Source organism: Aliiruegeria sabulilitoris (assembly GCF_001558155.1).
In the GTDB taxonomy this organism is placed as follows: Bacteria; Pseudomonadota; Alphaproteobacteria; order Rhodobacterales; family Rhodobacteraceae; genus Tropicimonas; species Tropicimonas sabulilitoris.
Genome location: NZ_LOAS01000040.1, coordinates 1 through 23,085, shown reverse-complemented (window position 1 = coordinate 23,085; position 23,085 = coordinate 1). Strand labels below are relative to the sequence as shown.

25 protein-coding genes and 3 pseudogenes are annotated in these 23,085 nt (G+C 57.3%); 16 read left to right on the top strand and 12 right to left on the bottom strand.

Going from position 1 to position 23,085, the window contains the following annotated elements; all coding sequences use genetic code 11:
* The first annotated feature begins 215 nt into the window (after positions 1-215).
* From AX756_RS22665 to AX756_RS22655, 3 genes are all read left to right on the top strand, one after another.
* Positions 216-1,340, top strand: coding sequence for a metallophosphoesterase family protein (locus AX756_RS22665; protein WP_068317555.1), 1,125 nt, complete (start codon positions 216-218; stop codon positions 1,338-1,340).
* On the top strand, positions 1,340-3,934 hold the full coding sequence (locus AX756_RS22660) for an AAA family ATPase (RefSeq protein ID WP_068317553.1): 2,595 nt from the start codon (positions 1,340-1,342) through the stop codon (positions 3,932-3,934). Before AX756_RS22665 ends, AX756_RS22660 begins: the two co-directional genes overlap by 1 nt.
* Before the next feature lie 194 nt (positions 3,935-4,128).
* Positions 4,129-4,533, top strand: coding sequence for a rhomboid family intramembrane serine protease (locus AX756_RS22655; RefSeq protein ID WP_231701153.1), 405 nt, complete (start codon positions 4,129-4,131; stop codon positions 4,531-4,533).
* 395 nt (positions 4,534-4,928) lie between these two features.
* Here the strand turns inward: AX756_RS22655 and AX756_RS25285 are convergent, their stop codons facing one another.
* Together AX756_RS25285 and AX756_RS22635 are read right to left on the bottom strand one after the other, a co-directional pair.
* Positions 4,929-6,041, bottom strand: coding sequence for a flavin monoamine oxidase family protein (locus AX756_RS25285; protein ID WP_082739306.1), 1,113 nt, complete (start codon positions 6,039-6,041; stop codon positions 4,929-4,931).
* Positions 6,042-6,273: 232 nt separating this feature from the next.
* Positions 6,274-6,609, bottom strand: a complete 336-nt coding sequence (locus AX756_RS22635) for a hypothetical protein (protein ID WP_068317541.1) — start codon at positions 6,607-6,609, stop codon at positions 6,274-6,276.
* Between the two features lie 289 nt (positions 6,610-6,898).
* Between AX756_RS22635 and AX756_RS22630 the strand changes: the two genes are divergently transcribed.
* The 6 genes from AX756_RS22630 (at position 6,899) to AX756_RS22605 (ending at position 10,678) form a co-directional block, all read left to right on the top strand.
* On the top strand, positions 6,899-7,138 hold the full coding sequence (locus AX756_RS22630) for a hypothetical protein (RefSeq protein WP_068317539.1): 240 nt from the start codon (positions 6,899-6,901) through the stop codon (positions 7,136-7,138).
* 123 nt (positions 7,139-7,261) lie between these two features.
* Positions 7,262-8,035, top strand: a complete 774-nt coding sequence (locus AX756_RS22625) for a phosphotransferase (RefSeq protein ID WP_068317535.1) — start codon at positions 7,262-7,264, stop codon at positions 8,033-8,035.
* 104 nt (positions 8,036-8,139) lie between these two features.
* Positions 8,140-8,967 (top strand): class I SAM-dependent methyltransferase, encoded by an 828-nt coding sequence (locus tag AX756_RS22620; protein ID WP_068317529.1) that lies wholly within the window; start codon positions 8,140-8,142, stop codon positions 8,965-8,967.
* 19 nt (positions 8,968-8,986) lie between these two features.
* Positions 8,987-9,499 carry a GNAT family N-acetyltransferase gene (locus tag AX756_RS22615; protein ID WP_068317526.1) on the top strand — a complete coding sequence of 171 codons (513 nt, stop codon included), beginning with the start codon at positions 8,987-8,989 and terminating at the stop codon, positions 9,497-9,499.
* Positions 9,500-9,548: 49 nt separating this feature from the next.
* Positions 9,549-10,046 (top strand): hypothetical protein, encoded by a 498-nt coding sequence (locus tag AX756_RS22610; protein ID WP_068317523.1) that lies wholly within the window; start codon positions 9,549-9,551, stop codon positions 10,044-10,046.
* 113 nt (positions 10,047-10,159) lie between these two features.
* Positions 10,160-10,678: a rhomboid family intramembrane serine protease gene (locus AX756_RS22605; RefSeq protein ID WP_231701152.1), complete on the top strand. Its 519-nt coding sequence runs from the start codon at positions 10,160-10,162 to the stop codon at positions 10,676-10,678.
* 323 nt (positions 10,679-11,001) lie between these two features.
* Here the strand turns inward: AX756_RS22605 and AX756_RS22600 are convergent, their stop codons facing one another.
* On the bottom strand, positions 11,002-11,241 hold the full coding sequence (locus AX756_RS22600) for a hypothetical protein (RefSeq protein ID WP_156461630.1): 240 nt from the start codon (positions 11,239-11,241) through the stop codon (positions 11,002-11,004).
* A 227-nt stretch (positions 11,242-11,468) separates the two neighbouring features.
* The gene (locus AX756_RS22595) at positions 11,469-12,194 is read right to left on the bottom strand and encodes a hypothetical protein (protein ID WP_068317515.1); all 726 of its coding nucleotides are present in this window, start codon (positions 12,192-12,194) and stop codon (positions 11,469-11,471) included.
* Positions 12,195-12,486: 292 nt separating this feature from the next.
* On the opposite strand from AX756_RS22595, the gene AX756_RS22590 reads away from it, so the two are divergent.
* Entirely contained in the window at positions 12,487-12,708 is a 222-nt protein-coding gene (locus AX756_RS22590; RefSeq protein ID WP_068317512.1) for a DUF1127 domain-containing protein, read from the top strand.
* A gap of 243 nt (positions 12,709-12,951) precedes the next feature.
* On the opposite strand, the gene AX756_RS22585 is transcribed toward AX756_RS22590, so the two are convergent.
* Positions 12,952-13,215, bottom strand: coding sequence for a hypothetical protein (locus AX756_RS22585; RefSeq protein ID WP_231701151.1), 264 nt, complete (start codon positions 13,213-13,215; stop codon positions 12,952-12,954).
* A 231-nt stretch (positions 13,216-13,446) separates the two neighbouring features.
* Here AX756_RS22585 and AX756_RS25845 point away from each other — a divergent pair, with 231 nt between their 5' ends.
* Together AX756_RS25845 and AX756_RS22575 are read left to right on the top strand one after the other, a co-directional pair.
* Positions 13,447-13,701 (top strand): hypothetical protein, encoded by a 255-nt coding sequence (locus tag AX756_RS25845; protein WP_156461629.1) that lies wholly within the window; start codon positions 13,447-13,449, stop codon positions 13,699-13,701.
* A 78-nt stretch (positions 13,702-13,779) separates the two neighbouring features.
* A complete protein-coding gene (locus AX756_RS22575) occupies positions 13,780-14,499 on the top strand; it encodes an META domain-containing protein (RefSeq protein ID WP_068317506.1) in 720 nt (239 codons plus the stop codon).
* A 14-nt stretch (positions 14,500-14,513) separates the two neighbouring features.
* On the opposite strand, the gene AX756_RS22570 is transcribed toward AX756_RS22575, so the two are convergent.
* From AX756_RS22570 to AX756_RS25280, 3 genes and pseudogenes are all read right to left on the bottom strand, one after another.
* The gene (locus tag AX756_RS22570) at positions 14,514-14,831 is read right to left on the bottom strand and encodes a hypothetical protein (RefSeq protein ID WP_068317503.1); all 318 of its coding nucleotides are present in this window, start codon (positions 14,829-14,831) and stop codon (positions 14,514-14,516) included.
* A 130-nt stretch (positions 14,832-14,961) separates the two neighbouring features.
* Positions 14,962-15,096, bottom strand: coding sequence for a hypothetical protein (locus AX756_RS26690; protein ID WP_269432975.1), 135 nt, complete (start codon positions 15,094-15,096; stop codon positions 14,962-14,964).
* 99 nt (positions 15,097-15,195) lie between these two features.
* Positions 15,196-15,813, bottom strand: a pseudogene (locus tag AX756_RS25280) (IS5 family transposase); the annotation flags it as partial.
* 315 nt (positions 15,814-16,128) lie between these two features.
* On the opposite strand from AX756_RS25280, the gene AX756_RS22560 reads away from it, so the two are divergent.
* Positions 16,129-16,566, top strand: coding sequence for a response regulator transcription factor (locus tag AX756_RS22560; protein WP_068317501.1), 438 nt, complete (start codon positions 16,129-16,131; stop codon positions 16,564-16,566).
* A gap of 342 nt (positions 16,567-16,908) precedes the next feature.
* Here AX756_RS22560 and AX756_RS22550 read toward each other — a convergent pair whose 3' ends face one another.
* Positions 16,909-17,109: a hypothetical protein gene (locus tag AX756_RS22550; protein WP_068317495.1), complete on the bottom strand. Its 201-nt coding sequence runs from the start codon at positions 17,107-17,109 to the stop codon at positions 16,909-16,911.
* A gap of 319 nt (positions 17,110-17,428) precedes the next feature.
* A complete protein-coding gene (locus AX756_RS22545) occupies positions 17,429-18,439 on the bottom strand; it encodes an AraC family transcriptional regulator (RefSeq protein WP_068317491.1) in 1,011 nt (336 codons plus the stop codon).
* A gap of 165 nt (positions 18,440-18,604) precedes the next feature.
* On the opposite strand from AX756_RS22545, the gene AX756_RS22540 reads away from it, so the two are divergent.
* From AX756_RS22540 to AX756_RS26910, 3 genes and pseudogenes are all read left to right on the top strand, one after another.
* Complete coding sequence (locus AX756_RS22540; RefSeq protein ID WP_068317488.1) at positions 18,605-18,889, top strand: hypothetical protein; 285 nt, start codon at positions 18,605-18,607, stop codon at positions 18,887-18,889.
* A gap of 36 nt (positions 18,890-18,925) precedes the next feature.
* Positions 18,926-19,093: pseudogene (locus tag AX756_RS25275) on the top strand (UPF0149 family protein); the annotation flags it as partial.
* Positions 19,094-19,190: 97 nt separating this feature from the next.
* The gene (locus tag AX756_RS26910; protein WP_156461628.1) at positions 19,191-19,700 is read left to right on the top strand and encodes a methyltransferase domain-containing protein; all 510 of its coding nucleotides are present in this window, start codon (positions 19,191-19,193) and stop codon (positions 19,698-19,700) included.
* A 138-nt stretch (positions 19,701-19,838) separates the two neighbouring features.
* Here AX756_RS26910 and AX756_RS22530 read toward each other — a convergent pair whose 3' ends face one another.
* Together AX756_RS22530 and AX756_RS26495 are read right to left on the bottom strand one after the other, a co-directional pair.
* Positions 19,839-22,178, bottom strand: a complete 2,340-nt coding sequence (locus AX756_RS22530; protein WP_068317483.1) for a hypothetical protein — start codon at positions 22,176-22,178, stop codon at positions 19,839-19,841.
* Positions 22,175-23,085, bottom strand: a pseudogene (locus AX756_RS26495) (hypothetical protein); the annotation flags it as partial. The pseudogene AX756_RS26495 and the gene AX756_RS22530, both read right to left, overlap by 4 nt.

The window sequence follows — 23,085 nt, the reverse complement described above, 5'->3', positions numbered from 1 at the left end:
CTCTCGTTATGACTGAGGGACCAACGGGGGGCAGGTCACTTGCTTGAAGTGATGACAGAGGCGGATCGGCTATCTGTCGGTCACATGCCTGACATAGCCTCCAGAATTAGCGTAGCCTTCTTCTCAGAAGGCGCGGAGGAGCAATAGATAGCTCTGCTACCCAATTTCAAAACAGACAGGCCGAAGTCGCCCAATCAAGTGTGAGACCATCCAAGATGCCGAGCATACGTTTCGTTCATACATCTGACCTCCATCTCGGCAAACGGTTTGGCACCATGCCTGACACGATCCGAAGCCGACTGGTCGAGGCAAGGCACGAAGCAATCGCGCGGATTGCGGACGTTGCACGGGCAGATGATGCGAGACACGTCCTCGTAGCGGGCGACACATTCGACACTGAAACCCCCTCAGACAATGTTCGCGTTCAGGCTTTGGCGGCAATGGGAGCAGACCCAGAGCTAACTTGGTGGATCATTCCCGGCAACCATGACAGCGCTGCCGCTGAAACCCTGTGGGAACGGGTCGAAGAAGATGCACCTTCGAACGTCCGGGTATTGACCAAACCAGAGCCGGTCGAAATCGCGCATCAGGTCTTCCTGCTGCCAGCACCGCTTCCACATCGTTTTCCGGGTCGCGATCTGACGGATTGGATACCCGGCGCGGCAACTCCGGAGGGTGCACTCAGAATTGGATTGGCACATGGGCGCGTGCAGAGCTTCCACGAGGATGCGGATACTCGGGACATAATTCCCCCAAATCGTGCGGCCACCGCCGGGCTGGACTATCTCGCTCTGGGCGATTGGCACGGGGCTCTGACGGTTGATCCCCGAACATACTATTCGGGAACACCTGAACGGGATCGGTTCAAGCACAACGGACCAGGGTCATGCCTTGTGGTGACGCTGGATGGTGGATCGCCCCAAGTCGAAACCGTCGAGACCGGACGCTTTGACTGGCAGGATGTGGACCTGAACCTGACCCCGGATGCCGATGTCGGCGCCCTCTTGTCCACTCACGTTCCAGCCGACGTTGTCCGGCGGCGAGATGTACTTCTGACAATCAGGGCAAATGGAACGCTTCGCCTGCCCGAGAAGGGCGAACTGATCACCGCAGGCAACACGGTCGCCGACAGCTTCGGCCTGCTCCGCTTGCTCACAGATGATCTGTCAACCGAAGTCGAGGCAGGTGATCTCGACGCCATTGCATCGGGTGGCGCCTTACGAAGCGCTGCGGACCTTCTGCTAAAGGAAGCGGAGGATGAGGCTGCCAGCGAGAGAGATCGACAGATTGCAGCAAGAGCTCTCGACCGGCTTTGGACCCTTGCCCAGGAGGACGTGTGATGCAGATCCATTCGATCCGCCTGGAAAACGTTCGCCGTTTCACCGATCCGGTGGAGATCAAGGGCATTGGCCCCGGCCTCAACGTACTGTCAGCACACAACGAGCACGGCAAGTCCACGATTTTCGATGCGCTGCACGCGGCGTTCTTCCTTGATCGGAAATCCATGCGTGCCGACGTCGCCTCCCTGATCCCGCACCCTGGCGGAGATCCGGAGGTGACGATTTCATTCTCGACGACGGCGGGCCGCTGGAAACTGCTCAAGCGCTGGAGCCGAACCGCCAGTCGCAAGGAAGTCAAACTCTGGAAGGACGACGTGCTTATAGGCCAGGAGGATCAGGCCGAGGCACTGCTCACAGACATTCTGAAAGCCCCAAAGTCGGGCGGTCCGGCAGGCCTCCTGTGGGTCCGGCAGGGTCTGGTCGGTCTGGAGGAAAAGGGAGACGAGCAGAACGTGCGCCGGGATCTGCTGTCGTCCGTCACGGGCGAGGTTGAGGCCATGACCGGTGGGCGCAGGATGGATACAATCCGCGCCAGCGTGAAGGCTTCAATCTCTCGCTACCTCACGAGCACAGGACGTCCCAAAAAGGATGGCGATCTGGCGCGAGCGCAGGAAGAACTCCAAGACCTCGATCAGCGTCATGCAGCCTTGCAATCCGCTGTCAGCGACCTCGGCAATGATCTCGGAGAGCGACGACGACTGCATCGCGAACTCGACGAGATAGAAGACCCTGAAGAGAAGTTGCGTCGGGCCGCAACCCTGAAGGAGGCGGAGTCAGCACTGGCCGATGCCCAACGTGCAGCGGGAAAACTGCATGGTGCGCAGGAAACGGAAGCGCGGACCAGAGCCCAGGTGGAAGGAGCCGAAGAACGGCTTGATCGGCTGACCAAGGCCATCTCCGAACGCGACCTTGCTGAAGGAGCTTTGCAATCGACCCAACAATCGGCAGAACCGGCCAATGAAAGATTGGCAGCTGCCGAAACCGCATTCGCAGACGCAATCAAGGCACAAAAGGTTGCTGAAGAAGCCGCAGAAGCCGCGCGCGCGGTTTTGAAGGCTTCAACACGTGCAGAGCTGGCCGCGACCTCACAGACGCGCCGAACCGAGCTTCTGAAAAACCTTTCAGCGGCGGAAGCTGCACGCACCGACCTTGAAAAGGCAAATGCGGACGTCGCGCTCGGACCAGACGAAAGGATCGTCGGACGGATCACGAAACTCGCGCAAGCTGTGGAGATCGCGCGCATCGGCGTTGAGGCGTCGGCTCCATCCATTACAATATCGTATTTCGGCGGTGGTCGCGTTCGGAGAGGTGGTGAGATACTGAAAGAGGCCACCCGAGTCGCCTTGCCGGATGGCGCGGACCTGGAACTCGACGGAATTGGCCGTATGTTGGTCCAACCCGGCTCTGGATCCTCCTCGGATACAGTAAGCAGAGCGGAAACTGCCCTGTCTGAAGCGCTCGAAGCGGCAGGGTTCTCTGATCGCGCATCGCTGGACGAGGCGGTCCAATCCCGTGTCGAGGCGGAGGATCGTGCTCGCAACGCCAGTGCCAACCTGAAGGCGGCTGCGCCGGATGGTATCGAGACGCTTCAGGCACGGATCGCGGCCATTCCGGAACCTGCCGAGAGTGACGAAGATCTGCCGGCTGTTGGCGAGGCTGAAGCGGCTGAAGCCAAGGCCATCGAAGCGCTGTCAGATGTGAATGTCGGACTGGAAAAGGCACGCACAGAAAAGGACTTTGCGCACCGCGAGGTGACACGCGTTTCAGCGGAGCTTTCAGCGGCAAGTGAACGGCACGCTCGCGCCATTCGGAATTTGGAGGGCATATCCGATCCGGAAAAAGAAGCCGAGACCCTAGAAGGCGAACTGGCAGGCATTCGTGATGATCTGAAAAAAGCTATCGATGATCGCGTTGCTCTGGAGGCCGACGCGCCTGACGCAGCGGCCCTGAAGATCACGCGCGACCGGGCGAAGACCGCTATCGAAAACGCGCGCATCAGGGTCGAAGACATACGCGTTCGATTGGCCGAACTGGACACGCGCATACGGGCAACGGCTTCGGATGCGGTCGAAGAGGAGCTTGCCGACGTTGAGGAGAAACGTGACCAGGCGCGCTCGACGCTGACGTCCATCGAAACCGAAGTCGCGGTTCTCGGCAAACTCCTCGATGCCCTGGATGCGGCTCGGGAAGAGGCACGTGAACGCTACGTCGAGCCGGTTCTGATCGAGCTGCGACCGCTGATCGACTTGCTCTGGCCGGAGGCCGAACTTCAGATCGACGCGGAAACCGTGATGCCCACCAAGCTCGTGCGGCGCGGCACAGAGGAAGATTTCGACGTACTGTCAGGAGGCACCCGTGAACAGATTGCGCTTCTGGTCCGCTTGGCGTTTGCGCAGATGCTGGCGAAGGACGGCAGGCCAGCTCCGGTCATTCTTGATGACGCCATCGTTTACACCGACGATGAACGTATCGAGACGATGTTCGATACTCTTAATCGGCAGGCGCTGGACTTCCAGGTCATCGTGTTCTCCTGTCGGCAGCGTGCATTCCGCGATCTTGGAGGAATCCAGTTGAGCATTGAGCCAGCGATCTAGGTCTGGGGTGCTACTGTGTTCGTGGAAGAATGGCGGCGGGAAGTGTGTTGGTCTTGGAACGATTTCGGTGGCTTGTGGTCCTGCTGGGCGTGATCTGGGTCGTGCAAGCAGTGAACCTGCTCACCGGCTAGGCACTCAATGTCTTTTTTGGCCTACGGCCCCGTTCTCTGGGCGGGCTGGATGGTATCCTGTTCATGCCCATGCTTCATGGGTCTTTGGTCCATGCCGCAGCAAACACGGTGCCCCTGGCCGTTCTTGGCGGTCTTCTAACGGTTTCGGCACGACAGGTAGTGCCAGCGGCTTCTGCTATCATTGTCGGACTCGGCGGGCTTGGCGTATGGCTGTTCGGCAATGCGGCGATCTACGTGGGAGCCTCGGGACTGATCTTTGGCTGGTTCGGTTTCCTGTTGGCGCGCGGCCTGGTGGAGAAACGTCTGGTCCCGCTCATCGTCTCAGTTGGTGTAGCCCTGGCATACGGAGCAATGATCTGGGGAGTGTTGCCAAGCCAAACCGGGATCAGTTGGGAGTCCCATTTGTTCGGTGCCGCCGCCGGTACTCTAGCCGCCTTCTTCCTGCGCACGGATGATGAGGCACGATAGGATCAGCGGGCGAGTAGAGCAGAATGTTCCGTCCCGAGGGTATCGACCGTGGTGCGGACCTGGATGAAACCGCCTCGTTTTTTTTGTGCTGACCTCACCTGTAAGGCGAACGAAATCCTAGCCATCCTCACTACCGAAGCTGGATTTTCCCTCGGATACTCCACCCATGACGTTGTCGGCCACGTAGGTCCAGGAAAGCTCAGGCGCTGTCTTCGTTTGTTCAGTCATAGCCGTGTCACTCGATGCGACAGTCGCGCCAAGCACAACAACTATCGCGAACATGCTGTTCCGTATCATTATCCGAGACCTTGTCCTTCTTCTGACATGCATAGTAGTCCGATCTGACCACTTGGCCCGTCATCTGAGAAAGGATCGCTCTAGGATCGAACGCATTGTCACCCAACACTAGACGGTGCGGGTAGACAATTGTCGGTCTGGCAGGACTCGAGAAGTCGCATCGCTGTCGTCTCGCCCGCGACGAGTGCTCCCTCGATCAATCCAGGACTGATACTTGCCGTCTCAGAGGCGACAAACCAAAGGCGGTCCGAAAGGTAACCTCGCCGCAGCAGCTCGGGTCCGATGTCGGGGTGTTCGGGAGGCTCATCCAGATCAATCTTGCTACAAATCAGTGACTCTGTCGCCCAGTCCTGCAAGATCACGTCCTGAGGATGTGCTGCCTCGGAGCCAAAACAGCGAACCAATTGCTCGCCGATGGCTGTACGAAGCGCACCGGGATCTCGCCGACGATCCTCGTGTGGCCATCCCACGAAACCGAACAACGCACCCGACTTCGCATCCTCAGGAGAATGGTCATGTATCTCGACCAGAGGTCCTGTCCGGCTGGCCACCCGGCCTGAAAGCCCCCGCTCCCGCCAGAAGGGCGCCTGGTAGAGGATCACGGCCTTGGCTTGCTGCGCCATCCAGGTTGGGGTTCGTTGCATAAGGTTGCGCAGTTCCGGTTCGATTGCGTTGATCCGGATTTGCTCCGCAATGATTCTGAGAGGCGTTGCTAGAACGACTTTCGCGCAATGGATCTGATCTCCTCCGCGCATCTGAACGCACAAGCCATCATCCACTGTGTCGATAGCAAGGACCTGTGCGTTGAACTTGATCGTTTCTGGTCGGATCCTGTCTTCGAGGCCCTCGACGATTGCGGACGGACCTCCGGACAATCGAGAAATGCCGTCCTGTCCCGGAAGATGTTGCCGTATCACTTGCGGTCCGAAACCATCAAGGACGGCCTCGCCGCCTTCAAATTGCGCAAAAGGTCGGATGGACAAATCTTCAAGCCAGCGCTGAACATGCGGTTGCCATCTCGGCCAAACCCAGGCCGGTCCAGTGTCGAAACGCGCGGTTCCGTCCAAACCCCCGTTAATCGAACGAACGCGACCGCCAGATCTATCAGCGCCTTCAAGAAGGGCGACGCGCTTTCCTGCGCGTTGCAGGCATAAGGTGGCGGTGAGGCCCGCGATTCCAGCCCCAACGACGACAATTTCTGTTTCTTGCAAGGTCCCGCTCTTTGGTGAAAGGCACGCCCTCGGTTTGACGCACTGTGCAGGCTAGCGGCAAAGCGTCGTGCAGGGAACGCATATCGGGAACAACGTCCCGCAAAAGTGTCGAAAATAGCAGTCCGTGTAGTCGATTTCGACACATCGAGCGGCCATTCCTAGCCCGAGACACGTCGCGTAACCACCGGATGATTCACGTCGACCTTTTCGACCAAGGGTCTGGAATTTTGACTTAAACCTCAACGAGTTGGTTCATCAGCGCTTCGGCACCTTCAGAACCATCAGCCCAGGACCAATCAGACACCGCATCGTCGTCCGCGCCGAACGTTAACACAACGCGCCCGACCTCCTCACCGTTGCGGCCCACAACGTAATATGTGGGATCGGTCTTTGCAGTGGCGGATTGGATTTCAGCGCGGTCGCGAGTCCAATCGCTGGTTGTTTCGTTTCCCTCTCCCCCACCGACCCGAATAGACAAGTCGTCGTGCTTGAGAACAGCAGAGATGAGACGATTGAGGCGCATCCCCTGTGCGAAAGCGACGTGAGCAGGAAACGAGCCGACAGCCATTGGATAGTCCTTTCACGAGGTGGCCGACACTAGGCCACGGCAGGACGCAAGAGCAACCCGAAGTTGTGGCTGGCAGTTGACCGCTCCGTCTGAACTCAGATTGGTCGAAAAACGGCGCGGCGCGTTTTGCCGACATGCGCGAGCGAACGTGATGGAACTAAACGGATAGAGCTGCAAGCCAGAGGCATCCCTGAAACATCAGGGCATGAGGTACGGCAAAACCGGTTCTGCCGTGCTACTGTCTGTCTTGGAGATACCAACCGAAAATTGCTACGAAAGGACAAGGCCGATGGACCAAGATGCTGACGGCCTGCTCAGTGCGGTGCGATCACTGGTCGGCGATGCCTCGGCTCAGATCCTTTCAATCAAGACATCGGGATACGAGGACGGTTTTGCGGATGCGATGACCGGTGGAGACGGCGTCAATCATCACTCCGGCCTAGCAGGCACACAAGATGGTGACGTTGAGTTCAGTATTGTCTCCAAGACATGCAACGAATTCTCCCAAGGCGCAGACCCAAAATCCTGACTCTACTGGAAGCGCGAACCGCTGGCATTCGAAAGCGGCCTCCTCGGGCAATTGGATGCCGGATTGGCCGCTCCTCGGTGCTATGGCGTTACCTTTCGGAGTCCGACGAGCGCTGTGATTTACATGGAGACCGTTTACAATGGTGCGAACGAATGGACCCTGGACACCTACACACGTGCAGGCAGGGCATTGGGTTTGTTCAATGGAACCCACTTGGACAGCAGGCTCGTTGTGAACCACTCTTGGATGGTGCCGAGCCGCGCTATTTGCTGGGTCGATGAATCGCGCCCGATCCTGGACTCGTTAGGAGATCTCCGGGACGATCCTGTTCTGGCTCGCTGGTTGCGCGGATCAAACCTCGAACGAACGCGGGCTCTTTGGTCTGATGCCGACCGCTTGTTGGACGTGATGCAAGAGTTGCCGAGCTGCCTGTGCCACCACGACGCCTTCAGACGAAACCTGATGATGCCCCCGGATGACGATTCTGGCTCGGACGTCGTGGCAATTGACTGGGCATTTACCGGGCCTGGCGTCCTCGGGGAGGAACTGGCGGCGACGATAGGTGTCAGCCTTCAGTTCATGGAAGTTGAGCTGGAAGACGCTCGCCATCTCGAGCAAAGCGTCTTCGATGGCTATGTCACCGGGTTGAGGGAAGCAGGCTGGCAAGGCCCGCGATCAGATGCGCGCCTTGGGTTCACCGCGTCAACATCGCTGATGCTCGGCCTTGGCGCCTTCGGCCCATGGCTTCCGCTGTTGCGTGATCCGGGTTTCGAACCAATCGTCGAAAAGATCGTCGGTGTGAGCAAGGATCGCTTTATCGACAGGCTCGCGGATCTTCATGGATACTTCCTGGACCTTGGTGAGGAGGCGGTGTCGCAGGTTCGGAGCTTCCCCTGACCCGCATGGCAATGCCATCGCCCCTGGATTTTACGACGTGCGAAGGCACAAGTGACCAACTCTACGAAGTGGAAAAGCCCGGAGCTGTATAGGAGGCGATCACAATGACAAGGGACGGGCCAATATCAGAAGAGATCGCATCTGCATTTAACGCCGCCGCTGATCGCTTTCAGGCAGCCCCCCTCTCGTTCTGGGATCACATAGGGAAGCGCACCATCGAGTTGGCCAAGCTGAACCTCGGTGGAAAGATTCTGGATGTAGGGTGCGGAAGTGGGGCATCGGCAATTCCAGCCGCAAAGGCCGTCGGCCCTTCTGGACGGGTTGTCGCTGTCGATCTGTCTGAGCAACTCCTGACACTCGGGCGAGAAAAGGCTGCAATGAACGGTCTGCGGAATCTTGAGTTCGTGTGCCGGGATATGACTACGCTCGACTATCCGAGACGCTCCTTTGACGCTGTCGTCAGCTCCCTGTCGATCTTCTTCGTAGAGGATATGGATGCGCAGATCCGCAAACTCTGGTCGCTGCTTAGACCGGGAGGCATACTTGCGGTTACTTGCTGGGGGCAGAACGTGCTCGAACCCGCTATGTCAGCATGGTCGACCATCGTGAAAGACGAACGTCCTGATCTGCTCTCAGAGCCGTCTCCTGGGGATCGCATCTCCAGTCCGGATGACTTGAGGACATTGTTTCGGGATGGCGGAACTGAAGGCGCAATAATCGTCGATGAACCAGGTTCCCACACCATCGCAAAACCGACTGATTGGTGGGATATCGTCATGGGATCCGGATTAAGGGGTGTCATGGAAGAGATGACGGCAGGTGAGTTCGAACGGGTGAGGTCTCGAACGATGGATTGGGCTGCGCGAGCCGAAGTTACCTCCCTGGAACTCAATGTCCTGTACGGAAGGTCGATCAAACCTCGTCGAAAATGACCAGGAGCGGACAGTGACCATGAGAGTAGATCGCCCTACCGAGGACGATTGGCAGCGTGTCCGAAGCATTCGGCTCCGGGCACTGGCTGATGCGCCGGATGCCTTCGCTCGAACGTTTGCGGAGGAGGCCGCGTTTGCGGAAGCTGATTGGCGCAAGCGATTATCCAGTGGATCGACGACATTCATTGCGGTCGAGGACGATGCCGATGTCGGAATGGTAACCGGCGCGGGACGGCGTGATAATCCGGGAACTGCTGGTCTTTATGGGATGTGGGTTGCTCCGGGCAACCGGCGCAATGGAGTGGCCCTGGGACTTGTCCGAGCCGTCGTGGACTGGGCGCGCTCCAACGGTTTTTCCGAAGTCGCTCTGCATGTCGCTGACCAGAACAGTGCGGCGATTCAATTGTACGAGCAGATGGGGTTCGCACCGACCGGAGGTATAAGCACATTGCCGCCACCGCGAGAACACATCACCGAACATGAACGCTCGCTTTCACTCGGGGAGACCATTTGTGATGCAACCATCGCTTGAGCGCCGAGATCAGTTTGGGGCATAAACATCGAACAAAGGGGTGAAATCAATGAAAGTCTTGATCGGAGCGATCATCGGCGGGGCAATCGTGTTTGCCGTGTTTTTCTTCATGAACCAGCCGGAGCCGACACCTGAAGAACGGCTTGAAGAAGCCGCGCAGCAGGCCGGAGACGCCGCCAAAGATGCCGTCGATGCTCTCAAGGACGCCGCTAACGAGGCGACTGGTGCACTGGCGGAGGACTTGAGCAAGTCGGCAGAAGAGATTGCCAGTCAACTCGAAGCCGCCAGCGCCGATCTGTCCGAACGGATCTCGAGTTCATCGAGCGAAGCACAAGTAGCTTTGGACAAGATGATGTCGGAGTGGAAAGCGACTGGTATCCTGACCGAGGAAGGCATCGACTTCGACAAGGCCAACGAGGCGATGGCCAGCAGTGCCTTGCCCGACGAGACCAAGTCCCAACTTGCGCTTGTGCTGAACTTCTTGAAGACGGCGCCAGGAGCATTTGATGCACGCGTGAAGGAAGTCGAAGAAGCTATGCAAAAGTAGGGCTGTGATGGCACTATCCGTTTCGACGCAGTCAGTGTCGGTTTGATACAGTGTTCGGGCGTGAGAATGGCAGGAACGGGGTAGGCTTGGAACGGTTTCGGTGGCTTGTAATCTTGCTGATCGTAATCTGGGCGGTAGAAGTCGTGAATCTGCTAACGGGCTACGCTCTTAACGGAATCTTGGGATTGCGACCGCGTTCCTTGGGTGGCCTGGATGGTATCCTTTTCATGCCCGTACTTCATGGGTCTTTGGGTCATGCCGCAGCGAATACGGTGCCCTTGATTATCTTGGGCAGTCTTCTGGCAGTTTCGGCCCAGAAGGTGGTGCTGACGGCCTCTGTTGCCATCGTCGGACTTGGTGGACTCGGCGTATGGCTTTTAGGCAGTTCAGCGATCCACATTGGTGCCTCGGGCCTGATATTCGGTTGGTTCGGCTTTTTGCTGGCGCGGGGGATAGTAGAGAAACGTCTGGCTCCACTCATGGTCACGGTGGGCGTTGCTCTGGCATATGGGGCGATGATCTGGGGGGTATTGCCGGGTCAATCCGGTGTCAGTTGGGAATCCCACTTCTTCGGTGCCGCTGCTGGTGTCCTCGCTGCCTTCTTCCTACGAACAGAGAATCCTACACGATAGGATCAACGACCAAGACGACGCCTTCTCGCAACTGCCGCTGCGCCAAAATCCAGCTACCGGCTCATGGGTTGAGATAGCCGGTCCCCATGAAAAGGGCTGTGATCGCCGCCATGAGAATGGCGGTCCTCACATATCCCATGATCCAACTCTCTTGAATCTGACCGGCTTCGGGGTTGGATTTAAGGACCATTCCGGCCGTCGAAAAATCTCTGCGATCTTGGCGTTGAAGGCTTTGGCCAGCTTCGTTCTGCACGGGCGGTCGATCAATCCTACCGAAGTATGACAAGGAGCGTACAGTGCCTGTGAGAACAGATCGCCAACGATCAGGCCGCGAGCGCGATTGTCGTCTCTGACCGAGCGGGGCCTTCTTCGGTCAACTCGGCGTGGATCAGGTTTTCTTCTGCGCCGCCGGAAAGGTGAATCCACAGACCGCATCCGATGTCGATGAAGTGCATCATCAGGTCGGCTGGGCGATCCAGATACGTGAAAGACGCGATCTCATGCTTTATGAGCTCGTCGTAGTGGGGGCGGCAATGCCCGTCATGCCAGTAGATTTTCAACATTATCTGCATTCCGCGTCTTTGGTTCTGAACAACGTCGATCTCTGTGGCAGCAGGATCAGCGTGGATATGGGTGCGAGAGTCGCCCGTTCAAAGTCACGCATTCACGGGAATCAATGGACGTCGATCACTTTGCGGAGAGCTGAGAAGCCACACTTGCCAATCAATAGGCGTAGAGCTTTCGGCGCTAATGACGCTCTCGGATTCACGAACAATAGCAACCCGTCCCCTCAGTGGTGTGGTTGACTCGCGACCTCTGGATCGGTGTCCAATGCTAGAGCTGAGTGCCAAAGTGGTGTCTTCACGAAATGCACGTCGCGCCAGCGACCGGCTGAGCCGCTTTCAACTTGTGCCAGGAGGCCGCTCCAGTTGAGAGGACGAAGCACGCCAGTGAAGAACGCTCCTTCGGCACGAACCGCATCAATATCTTTGCCAGTGTGCTCGCCATAAAAGACCTCAAAAAGCTCTCGCCCCGAAACGACCCGCGTAGCTTCGACATTGATCACGTTCATCCATATCTCCCACGTCCCGAAAGGCCTGTCTCCAAACCTATCCGTCCAGGAGTGATCGACATGGAAGAGAAAGAATGGCGTCAGCACGCCGAAGAGCTTTCCGCGTGAGCACGACAGGTTCCGTCCCGCCTTGGTCAAACGAAACTCCCCCTTGAAGTGGCGCGCAAGTCTGAGCTCGAGGAACAGGAAATGGAGAAGCTCGAGGGGTGGAACATCAAACTCGTTTAGTACCTTGTTGACAGCATAGAGATCCGCCTCGGTGTATCGTGGCCAATCAATCCGCTTAACGGCCCAGGCAACAAAGTCCCGCTTGAATGCCTTGGATTTGGTAAGCCCGATAGAACCGTTGCCCTCGACATATTCGAAGACTGCCTCCGCGCCACGAAGAAGCGGAGAATGGATCAAGACGGGGCTGTCGTCGGGGATCGTGTTGAGGATGATCATGGGCACTCTTGGCAGCTCGCGCGCGGCAAGTCTGGCCAGCTACCGTCTGATGACAACCCCTGATCGTTCGGAAAACAACCTGACGGATCGCGTCATGATCGGGAATCCGCGCGGCTGCACGACAGCGGCAATGCTTCGTGCATGGAACGCATAACGGATCTGAACATTTCATTGGTTGTTCAGAATGTCGCCAAGCTTAAATCTATGACCAACGAGAGCGCTAACACAGAAACCCAAAGCGCTTTCAGCCGCCAAGCCGGAGAGGGCTCCGGACAATTTGAGGATATCGAAAATGGCCTATGTTTCTGCCACCCCCCGCGCCGACTTCAGCGTCAACACCAGCTGGTTCAGATCCTTGATCGATTCCGCCAAGCTTCGGATGGAACGCGCTCGCGCCTACCGCCGGACCTATGACGAACTGTCGATCATGTCTGAACGGGAACTGGCCGATATCAACCTCAGCAGTCTGGAAATCCGCGACGTGGCCCGTGAAGCGGCAGCCCGCATTCACTAACAGTTTTACCATTCCGAATCCCCTCCTCCTCCCTGGGTTTCCGGAACAAACGGCGACACCCTCCTCCCTGGTGTCGCCGTTTTTTTTCGGAATGAACTCCGGTCAGGCTGAGTTGATCCATTCCCTTGCCTCGGTTACGTCGGCATCGACGATGAACTGTTTTTGGAACCCAATAAGCGCGCAACGTTTGTTGGTGCGCTGTGGTTCAAGGCATTTTCGAAAACTTGGTGTCTCAGCCTGATGCTAGTTCATACTCAGAAGAACCTGGATGTCGCGCCGGTTGAGTCGTCCTAGCAATGTGCGTTCCTCGGCGTTGAGATCTTTGCCATCGGCGATGTAGTTCATGAGTTCCAGTGCGATTTCAGTGGTTGGTCGATAGTAAAAATCGGGGCTGGATCCGCTAAGCTCGGCAACCATTCGACCGAGCAGCCTCTTCTGCCGCTCCGAGTCCAGGTCTTTCCTTTTGTCTTGCAGCATCGCTTCAGGCCCCGGAAATTGGAATTCCATGTCGTCTTTGGCAAGATAGCGCTTGCATCGATCCCGTCCATTCGGTGACTTATCCCGCAAGCCTACTTCGTCATGCGCCCGCCCTTCACGGCCTCCGGGTCAGCGCATCCGACAATCATCTTGCCGCGCGGTTCCAGACCCATCCTCGAACGTTACACCCAATCGCAGTGGGAGGGTCCGGAGCGCTATTGCTGACGGTTGTGACGGACCAACGACCATCAGGAGAACGATATGGAATGGAATATCGCAGTCGTCGGAATCGCGGCGATCATTGCGTACTTTGTTTTTGACAGCCGGAGAAGCAAAGCGAAGCCTTCAAGAGAACGTTCAAAGCTCGAAACACCGGCGAACCGCACGGCACTCGGGTCGATCTTTCCAACCAAGCCGCGCGCTGACATTCGAGAAGTGACACCGGAGGATGTCTCGAAGAGACATCCAGCGGCAGCTTCATCAGATGATCGCCATTCTGCTCCAAATCGGCAATAAATCATAGTTGGCAGGGCGGGGCCGTTGATCGAGGCCGTGCAGGAGCCCTACAGCCGAGGCTTAAGGAGGGAGTGGCTGATGAACAGATTGACCGTTTTACTCCTGTTGTTGGTTCCACTCCTGACGGCTGTCTCCGACCGGGTCAGAGCCGATGCAGACGGTCCAGACTACTTCAGTGTCATTGATGTAGCGCCGGACGACACGCTGAACATGCGTCCTGGTCCCTCTGCGCATTACCCGAAGATCGGTGAACTGCCGCACGACGCTGATGGCGTTGCGAACCTGGGATGTATTGGTGGTCTGACCTTCGAGGAATGGCTGGATGCATCCGAAGAGGCACGGGAAGCCAATCAATCCAAGGTATGGTGCCTCGTTGGATATGACCGCGAGGTTGGCTGGGTGCCATCGCGATATCTGACCGAAGGCACTCACACCGACGGATTTCGGGCGGGCGACGTTCTAGCGAACCTGCCCGGTTCAGAATGGCGTGCGACCCGAACTGACAAAGGCTCCGTCGATGGCGAGTGGACCGTCAGGTTCGGATCTGACGGTCGCCTCTCCGGAAACGGTGGCTGCAATCAGCTCGTGGGCTCCTTCGAGCGAAACTGGGACGAGATCACTATCGGGCCCATCGCTTCCACAAGAAAGCTCTGCGCCGAACACATCATGAAGACCGAGTCCAAGTTTATCGAAATGTTGGAAAAGGCGGCTTTCGTCTCCGCGCACCACCTCATCCTTGTCCTGCTCTCAGCGGATTCGGAGATACTCGCGCAGCTTGCACGAACCGATTGGGATTGAGATTGATAAATTGCTTAGAGTTCCGCGTCCGCGTCTGACAGCAGAGCGTCCAGATCAAACTGCGGCACCTCTGCATTGCATTCCGCAGTCACGAACCCCGGCATATCGCTGCCAGTCACCAGAACACCTGTTCCGTCTTCGAGTTCAAGGAAATGGAAGCCGATATGAGAGGCGTCACCCAACCCCGGAAGAGAACGAAGCTCTGCGTCGATGCGTTTCTCAACGTCTGGGCGCGGTAGACCATCGGCCCAGATCACGGTGACGTCGCAGCCATTGTCGCCGCCGTGGGCGTCGTGGTCTTCCAGAATTGCCTGAAACCTATCGTCGAACATCGCACGCTTCCCCTGTCTTGTAGATGCTTGACCCGGACCTGACAGTTGGACCGGTCGCTCATCACGCAGGGAGGCATTACCCAACGCAATGCACGTTGGCACGTCGCGAAGTCGCGCCACGGTTTTTGTTTCACAACCGTTCGATCTCCTCGAAGATCCTTACCATCGCGTAGGTGTCGAGCTTGCAGTATTCCAGCATTGCCTCGCGAAGCCGGTCTTTCTCGACGCCATCTTTCATGCTGATGAACCGAGCCCATCCGATCATTACCCGGTCGACATAGGCGCGGATCCAGACATCCCGGTATCCGAAGGGCGTTGTTGCACAAATCGGCCTGAGGGCGAACTTCCCCTTTCCCCGACGTGTTCATCCATCACAAACGATCTCAGCCGTGCCGAGAGCTGAGAAGCGGTTCATAAGGGCGATGCGGATGTGGATTTCGGCGGTCTGTCTGTCGGGGTCTCTCGCCATGATGCGTTCCCCGAATGATTTGAGGCATCGCATCTTGGCCTCGACACGGCTTCGGGCGTGGTAGCCGCTCCATCGTTTCCAGAGCGTCCTCCCGAAGCGTTGCTAGGCCCGCAAGATCTCGTTGCGAGCCCTTGCGGCAGGAACGTCCTCTTTCCACAATCGCCCGTTACGGCGCACCGGGATGATTGCTTCAGCGTCTCGAGCAATGATTGCGGTGTGGCACCTGCGGGTATCGTAGGCCCCGTCAGCCGTCACGGTGCCGATCTGTTCGTCCTCGGGGATCTGTTCCAGCAGGTCTGGCAAGACAGGGCTGTCGCCGTCCCGGCTTGGGGTGAACTCCACGGCTCTGATGTCGGATGTAGTGGTGTCCATGGCCAGATGAACCTTGCGCCATTGACGTCTGCGACTGGTGCCGTGCTTGCGAACCTGCCACTCGCCGTCACCCAGAAACTTGATCCCTGTGCTGTCCACCAGCAAGTTCAGAGGTCCGTCCGCGCGGCGATAAGGGATCTGGCGCCAGGAGCATTTGATGCACGCTTGAATGAAGTAGAAGGCGCTCTGCAAGAGTAGGGTTGCGACGGCACTAAGGGATCAAAGGTCCAATCAAGTTGCGAACGCCCTGCACTATGTGCAGGGCGTTCGTGCGAGATCTGGGGATGTCACTCGCGTGCCTGACGGGCTCAGGCCATAGGAGTTTGTGCAAAATCGATTGACCATCTCTCCAATCAACTTGGCACGTTCTACAAAGTCGGCGACCTCAGCACATGCCATCTCAGGGTCAACCGGCTGAGACCTCACTCAGCTCGGATCTGCCCTTGGAGATACGTGATGACCTCGAACGATCTGCTTCTCGAACTCGATGACCTCGGCAAAGAGCTGCGTTCGTTGGGTGTTAAAGCGAACGCTGGCAACGCCCGGCCATTCGGATCATCATCCATTCGACCAGTGCAGCTGGATCGGCAGGTCGCGCAACGGATTGCACATGCTCTCGCAGCCGCGACCGATGCGCTGCAACCGCCGGAGCAGCCCGCCAACCAGGCATCCGTGACTGAGGATCTCAGCGCCCGTCAGCGGGAAATCTTGTCGTGGGTCGCGCTTGGCAAATCAAACTCGGTCATCGCCAGCATTCTCGGCATCTCACCGCACACGGTGGATACGCACCTGCGGCGGATCTTTGAACGCCTTGGAACAACCGACCGAACCGTTGCCGCAATCCGGGCCGTGCAATCGGGCATGATCGCGCCAAGCGGATTGCAGGCGGCATGACCTCAGTGGAATTTGAGACGTCGCGATCCCAAGCCGATGGTGCGGCTCCCGGCGCCTTGGTTGTGAAGCGTCGCAGCGGGAACCTGTGCCTTGTCGAGGTTGCGGACGCTTCTGGCCAGTCACCGGATCAATACCTTGTCTCTTCGGAGCAAAGCGCACCCGTGATCCGGACCGTGCGAGAGAATGGCACACTGCTGATGCCGACAAGGGTGCTGGATGCGACAAGCGAACTTGCACGGAAGATACTCAGCGCTGCCGGTCTGTCGTAGTCTTCACAGCTGTCCGCTAACCATTTGTGCGCTTTCGTAACGAATGCGGATCAGATCAGGAACGGCAATCTGCTTAGTGAAACGTTGGTTCACGCCCGGATCGCCAGTCGGGGCCGTAGAGCTTGTCCAACTTTCTGGTGACATCGGCCAATTGGCGCTGTTCTCCCGGCGTTGCCGGCCCTGACAGCACAAGCCGGGCGTACAGCCCACGCAGCTGCCAGAAATCCAGCTGGTCGATGTCCTGATCGGGATCGTAGAGCAGTGTAGGTGCCATGCCGCTGCATGTACCCGTTCTGAGGGCAGGCAATAGTCCCGATCATACGCGACACAGCAACTCTGCTGGTGTCGCGCAAGAGCGCCACTGCTGCACCACCGAAAAAGGAGTATCTCCCTCCGTGTCTTCAGCACCAAATGATTTTCGGTTGGTATCTTCGCCTAGGGGATAAGCGTCGATGCCGATTTGGGCGTGGGTTATTCAAAACCATGTCCGTCTGGTGTGCAGGGTTGTTGACCGAGTGGGACCCCTCAATGGGGGTGTGGGAAGCAACCTTGCACACCTTTCTTTTCGTCTAGCGGCAAAGAAACGACGTTGTTCAACTGACCTCCGCCCGCATCTCGCGCGGGGATTTCCCGGTCCATCGCCGAAATGCCGTACTAAAGGAACTGGCGTCACGGTAGCCCAGCAGGAAGGCGATTTCGGTCAGAGACAGGTTGCTGTCGGCAATGTAGTCCCGCGCAAGCGCCTGTCGCAGTTTCTCGACGATGGCCTGAAAGCTTGTCCCCTCATCGGCCAGCCGCCGTGCAAGTGTCCGTTTGCTCATGCCGAGTTCGCGGGCCACTGTGTCCTGTACCGCCGCGCCCGTCGTCAACCGGTCCATCACCAAACGTTCGACCTGAGAGACCACTTCGGACGGTCTGTTGCGCTTCCGGCTCAGGATGTCTTCGCAATAGTGCTGAAGAATACCGTGCAGATGGCTGTCTGCTGACAGCAGCGGAAGTTCAAGATCCTCCAAACGGAAATGGACCGAGTTGTGCTGTGCCGCGAACTTGACGGGGCATCCAAAGAACCGTTCAAACTCCCGGACGTGTTCGTTCCGAGGGTGCAGGAACGTCACTTTAAGCGGGTGCAGGTCGCGCCCAGTCAGCTTCCGAGCCGCCGCTGTCAGGCTGGTAGCGTTGTATTCGACGTTCTGCCGATGCTTGGTCAGGATTGGCACCCGAAAATGCCAGGACAGGACGCCATCCCTGTCCAGTTCTGAAACATCCAGCTCAATGGCATCACTGAACACCCGCCGATATCGGGCGAGGTTGCGGATCAGGTCGCCCAGCGTCGGCGCTGCCATCCCGACATAGGTCATCAATCCCCCGAGGCGCATGTCCTGAACCTGTCCCTTGCGAAACCCGATCAGGTCGTCACCTATAATGTCAGCAGCAATCTCCCAGATCTCCGCGATCTTCTCGAAGGGAAGAAACGGTTCTTCACCTTCAAGCTGCTGTGGCCGAACACCTGCATCGGACAGGAGTTTTCCAACCGGATGGCCCTCACCCCTAAGAAACTCGACGAGTTCTCTGGTTCGGACGGCGTTGTGGGTCAGTGCGGACATGCTGGCTTTAGCGATCTCTTGCGGTTTCTCCGACCCGACCCGATCCGAAGAGCCCGGTCAAGGCGAACGTGGCTTTCGCTCGCTGCGGTCTATCACCAGAAAACGCTTTGTTCGCGCTATCCTGTGTGCCACGCTTCTTGGATTGCAGACAAATGGGAGTGAACAATGGCTTACGCGACGATTTCTTACTGGACGGCGACGGAATGGAATGAGGGGCTTGAGGCCATTGCGCGAGACATGTTTGTCCCTCTCATCATGTCCGTTGGTGCATCTCGGGTGCAGATGATCCGTACCGGCGATCTCACTTTCACCGTTGTAACCGAATACTCCGACGAGGCGGCTGCTACCTCCGCTCAAGAGCGGATCGCCGAAATCCGTGCCAAGGCAGCATCTGAGCTGCCGATGTCGATGGACAGCACGGCTGCCGGTGGGGTGTTTGCCAGCGGCTGATAGCCGCCCGTCACGGACCCTGTCGAACACCTCAGCGCCTACCTGACCTCCGACGACGCCCCGGAGACCTCGATGGGCGTCTCGGATCTCGACGGCCTCGTGACCGGCATCGCCTGCCTGTCCGAGGAGTTCTCGCGGGACGTGTGGATGGTGACCGCGCTCGGCGATACAAACGCCGTGCCGAACGACAGAGACGCGCCGTAGAGCAAATCTCCCGCTTCTCCTTCCTGATCCGAGACGAACTCGGTGAGCTTGCCGCTGCGGGGTAAATGGACGGGACTGACCGAAAGACGTTGAACCCATGAGATGTGCAATCGGCGTTGCTTTGGTTCACAGGTCACAAGCTTTGTCCGCAACGAAGTTTTCTCATCATGGTATGATCCACGTGATCTTGCTGGCGCATGGAAACCGATTGGCCAGCGGGGGGCCAGTGAGGAGGGTCGCGTCAATGTCAGAAGAGATCAGATCCGCATTCGACTCTGCCGCCGATTTCTTTGACTCTGGCCCGCTCTCGTTCTGGGATCGCATTGGAAAGCGCTCCGTAAGTCTGGCCCAGATTGGTCGCGGCGGAGCCGTCCTGGACGTCGGATGCGGAAGTGGAGCATCGGTATTTCCAGCCGCAGAAGCCGTAGGCACTGATGGGCGGGTTGTAGGCGTCGATTGGCGCGCACTGCGCTGTTCGAGGATCTTGATCTGGAGATCTTCGGCGCCCCAGGAGACACAGGCAAACCGGATTCACGACTCGACGTTGCCTACACTGAAGACAATGATGCCTTGGAGGACATGCGCTCCAACTCGAAGATTGGACTGACGACGCATCGAACTTTCAGCATTCTCTGCCCTTGCACTTTCAGGAGAACGCTGCGAACCATTTTAGAGGTGTTTTCGTCCATCCCATGCCGCCGCACTGCTCTGTCGAAGAACTCTTCAATCTCACTTTCAGAGCTGTTCACCCACCGGCTTCCATTCGAGCAATGTCAAGAAGCAGATCGGGGTTTGATCCCTCGCCACGAAGCTCATCAATCATCTGACGGACGACTTTAAGATACCTTTGTTGGTGCAATGGAAGTCCAGTATCAAAATGCTCCGCGACGTCTTCTGCCGCCTCTGCGAGTCGAGTAGCGACGGGATCCTTGCCTGCCACCAGCGCATGCGGTTCTTTTAGTCGGTAGCGTATCAAGCCAACCAATAAGAATGGCGCATAAATGAACCGCGTTCCGATTCCGGTTTGAATGGCTTCACGCAAAAACCGTTCGGCTACTTCTGCCATCGTGTCGACTTCCGTTCGACGTAGCTGCGTTGGGGCTTCGTCATTCCGGCTGAGTATGAACGCAGCGCAAGCAACATGGTTTTTGTTCCATTTATGTGGTTGCAAACGACATAGGAATCCAAATGCCCGGCGAAACTGTGCTGGCGTCTGGGCTGCCCGGCCTATCCCCTGAAGACCGAGCGTCGGGAACCCTGGGCGACGGAACACATGATTTGGATCGTCGAGTGCATCCATCATCTCGTCCACGATGTCGGTCGGGCAACCTTTGAACTGCCACGTCAGATATCTAAGTGGTTTATTGTCAGGAGAACGCCTGATTTCTATCCGCTGTTTGACCTCTGCCGACGCAGCTATCATTGCGTTCTCATAGGCGCGGCGGCCATCAAGATCCACTGAATCAGGGATCGCACCATCGCTATCGACAGAGTAGGCTCCTTCGAATCGAGCACTCGCCTTGTCCGCCAGTACTTCCCAGTCATAGTGTCCGGATTTTGCGCTTCGAGTAAGCAGCTGCAAATAGGATGGTTGAGCTCCTTGTTGTGATATCCAGCGCTCCAGATCGGACTTTAGGTATACCCGGTTCGGCACGGTAGGAAGATCGGGCTGCATCTCCTTTATGATCTCGTCCCAGCTCATTTCTTGCTCTACTGCGCCGTCCCAATCGACGAATATCGGAGCAGATAGCTGTGGTGATACCAGGGTTAGACGCGCGCGGCCCGCCGCAGGGCTCTGTTCGACAGTAAGGTTGACTGGAATGTTTGAACCAGGGGGTGTTTCGATAGGGATAGTGACTTTTCGGGCGTTCTCTGACGTCTCCTTTTTCAGAAAGACCGATAGCTGTCTTGTGCCCGCTTGAAGCGCGAATGTAGCTGGGTTTCGGCTGCGGTAGATTTCGCCAGCGCGCAATGTTTCGTCTTCCGGAATAAGGTCAAAGTTGATCGCTTCGTCCCCTTCCTGAACTATCGTCGAGATCTGTGGTAGGAAATCGAAAAAGACATCTCGGTTTTGTGCAAACCTCTCGGCGGCCTCAAAGGCGCCCAACGCAACGGCTCCGGAACTTGGGTCTAGTACCCGATCTCCAAAGACCTTTTGTAGTTTCTCAACGAGTGCCTTGCGGATGGCTCCTTCGACTGGAGAATCAAAGAGTATGAACTCGCAGTCGGAAATATGATCGACAACGCTCTGCGGAACATCCTTTTGGATCTGAATCTGTTCGGTTGGAGGGACGACCAGAAACCAATCCATGTTCTCCGCGCGAGCCACCTCGGGTTCTGGATCGAACCCCAGTGCCATTCCCAATGGCATCCGGGCCGATTGTAGAGACTTTGCAGCTCGCTTCGCCTGGAACTGTGGCGCCACTGCTCGACGGGCTTCTTCAAGAAGGCTATCAAGTCCGATCTCCGTTCGGTGGAGTCGTCCGAACTGCCTTCTCTCAGGCGTCAACTCCTGATCCTCGCGAACCTTCAAGAACTGAGTCATCAGCCCTGATGACGAGTGTGACACGATCCCAACATTGCAGACTTCGGAAACAAGCCCATTTCGGATCGCGGCAAGGGCGGTTAACACGGGACGCCAGACCAGGTGCGGTCGCCTCACACGGGCGGCTCGCATAGTAGCGAGCAATGAATCCTGCCGTTCCTCATCAGAGGAAGGCAGGTCGTCTATTGCACAAACGCCAAGTGTCGCCCCACCAGGCGCCATCGCCGTCAGTGTCGCCGCAAGCTCGTTTTCAGATCCCGATTCTTCCCTCAATAGATCAACGACTTCGTGGCGCTTGCCGGTCAGCCCCACACTCCCCCATCCACCACCACGCCCGTGTGGCGCCAACGCTGCCTGGACGCCTCCCACGTGTCCGGCTGAGTGATAGGAGTGCTCCAACTCAATCACTACACCGCCAATGTCACCAGATATCTCGTGCGGGCCCCCGAAACTCTCACCTTCACGGGTGTCGACGAGCCAGTTTCGAGCAACACGGTCGTGCCAACCATTCAGGTCGAAGCCAAGCAGCTTGGAGGTCATGCCTTCACCTCATGCAAGAAGCTGCGAACAAAGCGGCCCAGAGCATCGACACCGAAACTGAGAGGGGCTCCTACCGGGTCCATCGCTATTGCGTCGACGCTGCATCCACCTTCGCTGCATCTCGCTTGTTCGCCGGAACCATGAGCTTGCATAAGAATGAGACCTTCTCTCATCCAATCACCGGAAACTCGACCGCGCAGTACAGAAAGTAGTCTCGCTGCTGATTGGGCTTCCCCCTCGGGGTTCATCCGCGTGAAACTATGAGGCGTCCATACGGGTATCCGTCTTCTGGATTCCTGATCCTCCAAGTCGGTAATCCGTAGCCAGACATGCGCCTTCGCCGCCCACTGCTGGCGAGACACTCCTTTTGGGCGCGACTGGACCTCAACGATTAGTTGTTCACGTGCGAGGTGAAAAACCGCCAGTGGATTGTCCTGTTCAAAATGCCGCCCAGAGCGCGCTTCTCCGAACCAAACGATTGGAGATTGAGCTACGAGAGAGCTACCTTCCAAGGAATGCAGACTCAACGTGATCGCAAGCACACAGAAGTCTGTCCAACTTTCGGCTTGCCATCGCCAAAGCTCGTCCTCAGCCCTCTCTTGCTTCAGGAGCCGATCCCAGGCAGTTTTGACACTTCGGTAGTCTCGGTCTTGAATTAGAACGTAGTTCGGCGTGATCCCTGCTTCAGCTACACCTATGCCAAGTGCGTCTAATTCTCTTGCAAGACGGCGACAGAGCCTTCGGAAGCTGGAAACCTGGCCAAACCGTTTCGTTGATTTGGCACCGTCATGTTCCAAAAGCCATTGGCGAGAAAAGTGGTCTGCCAATCGGACGTACGCGTGCAGAACCCTGTTCTCCATGACCTGCCCCCCGGAAAGTCCCTCACCGTAATGTAGAGTCTGCCCAA